Here is a 2,051-nt window from a genome sequence, read left to right as displayed (position 1 = left end):
CTGCGCCACATCCGGCTGCACATCCACGCGCAGGCCGAATTCGATGGCCGTCTCGGCGGTCTTGGGGCCGATGCACGCGACAATGGTGCGCGCGTGCGGCTTACCGGCGATGCCGACCAGGTTCCGCACGGTGGAGGACGAGGTGAACAGCACCGCGTCGAAGCCGCCGGTCTTGATCATCTCGCGGGTCTCCGCGGGCGGCGGCGAAGCGCGCACGGTGCGGTAGGCCGTCACATCGTCGATCTCCCAACCGCGGTCGCGCAACCCCTCGGCGAGGGTCTCGGTGGCGATATCCGCACGCGGCAGCAGCACCCGGTTGACCGGATCGAAAACATCGTCGTAGGGCGGGAAGTCGGCCAGCAGCCCCTCGGAGGACTGCTCCCCCGACGGCACCAGCTCGGGGTTGATGCCGAACGAGCGCACCTTCTCCGCGGTGGCCTCGCCCACGCAGGCGATCTTCACACCGGAGAACGCGCGGGCATCGAGCCCGAACTCGCCGAACTTCTCCCACACCGCGCGCACCGCATTGGTGGAGGTGAACACCACCCACTGGTAGCGCCCGTCCACCAGGCCCTTCACCGCGCGCTCCATCTGCGCGGGCGAGCGCGGCGGCTCCACCGCGATGGTGGGCACCTCCATCGGAATGGCGCCGTGCATGACGAGCTTCTCGCTCATCTCACCGGCCTGCTCCTTGGTGCGCGGCACCAGCACGGTCCAGCCGTACAGCGCCCGCGACTCCCACCACGACATCTTGGAGCGCTTCTCGACCTCCTTGCCGACCGTCACCACGAGCGGGCCGACCAGTTCGGAAGCGGCATTGTTGAGCGTCGCCAGCGTGGCCTCGATGGTGCGCTGCTGGCGGGTGGTGCCGCGCACGGTCACCGCCACCGGCGTCTGCGGCGCGAGCCCGTGCTCCACCAGCGCGCTCGCCGTCTCGGCCAGATGCCCGGAGGTGGCGTGCAGCACCAGCGGACCGGGCGCGGCCGCGACGGCCGCCCAGTCCACCTCGCCGCGCACATCCACCTCGGTGTGGCTGGAGCCCAGGGCGATACCCGCGTACGCGGGCACGGTCGCACCCGACGGCAGGCCGGGCAGCACCTCGAACACCATGTGCGAGCGGGTGATCGAGTTGACCTCCTGGATCACCGAATCGGTGGTCAGCGGATCACCGGAGACCAGGCGCACCACGTCGTGTCCGGCCCGCGCCTCGGAGATCAGGGTCTTGGCCACCTCGGTCGGATCGCCGAGCGCCGGGCGCACGTCGACGGGACGCTCCCCGTCCGGGCCCGCCTCGACCGCGGTGCCGATCAGCGCCAGGACGCCCTTGTCGACATCGGGATCGGTGAACGCCAGCGTCGCCCGCCCGAGCACCTCGCGGGCCCGCACGGTGAGCAGCGCCGGATCACCCGGGCCGGATCCCACGAATAGGATGCGCCCGGGGTGCTTCTTGGCGGCCCGGCTCATGCCCGCACCTCACTGGCGCTCGATACGGTCACGGCCGACGGCCCTGTGCTCATGATTCCTTCGCTGCGCTCAGTCATGGGTTGTTCTCCATCGGGCTGGGATTGCTGTCAACGGCAGCGCCTACCGAGGGGGCGCTGAGCAGGTCGCGCGCCCCCAGCTCCAAGAGCTCACGCGCCAATGAACGGCCCAGCTCAGCGGCATTCGCGAGCGAGCCGACCACAGACGCCCGGATCACGTCCGAGCCGTCGATCGCCGCCGCGCCACCGCGCAGCGACAACTCCTCCACCACCCGGCCGTCATCGTCGAGCGATTCGACGACCTCGGCCAGCGCACCCACCGGAGCGGTGCAACCGGCCTCGAGTTCGGCCAGCAGCGCACGCTCGGCGGCCACCGCGGCACGGGTGCCGGAGTCGTCGAGCGCGGACAGGATGGTCGCGAGTTCGGTGTCCTCGGCGCGACACTCGACCGCCAGCGCACCCTGTGCGGGGGCGGGCAGCATCTGCACCGGTTCCAAGCTTTCGGTGATGACGTCGGTGCGGCCGATGCGGACCAGTCCGGCCCGGGCCACCACCACGGCGTCGAGTTCG

At 70.9% G+C, this 2,051-nt stretch carries 1 protein-coding gene and 1 pseudogene; both read right to left on the bottom strand.

What is annotated here, in order from left to right; translation table 11 throughout:
- Positions 1-1,464 (bottom strand): bifunctional uroporphyrinogen-III C-methyltransferase/uroporphyrinogen-III synthase (locus QK444_RS35880; protein ID WP_282786511.1); only part of this gene is annotated, 1,464 nt, incomplete at its 3' end.
- 73 nt (positions 1,465-1,537) lie between these two features.
- Positions 1,538-2,051 (bottom strand): annotated as a pseudogene (locus QK444_RS35875) (hydroxymethylbilane synthase); the annotation flags it as partial.

The sequence above is a fragment of the Nocardia sp. CC201C genome, from assembly GCF_030010695.1.
Lineage (GTDB): Bacteria > Actinomycetota > Actinomycetes > Mycobacteriales > Mycobacteriaceae > Nocardia > Nocardia otitidiscaviarum.
This window is presented reverse-complemented; position numbering and strand designations above follow the sequence as displayed.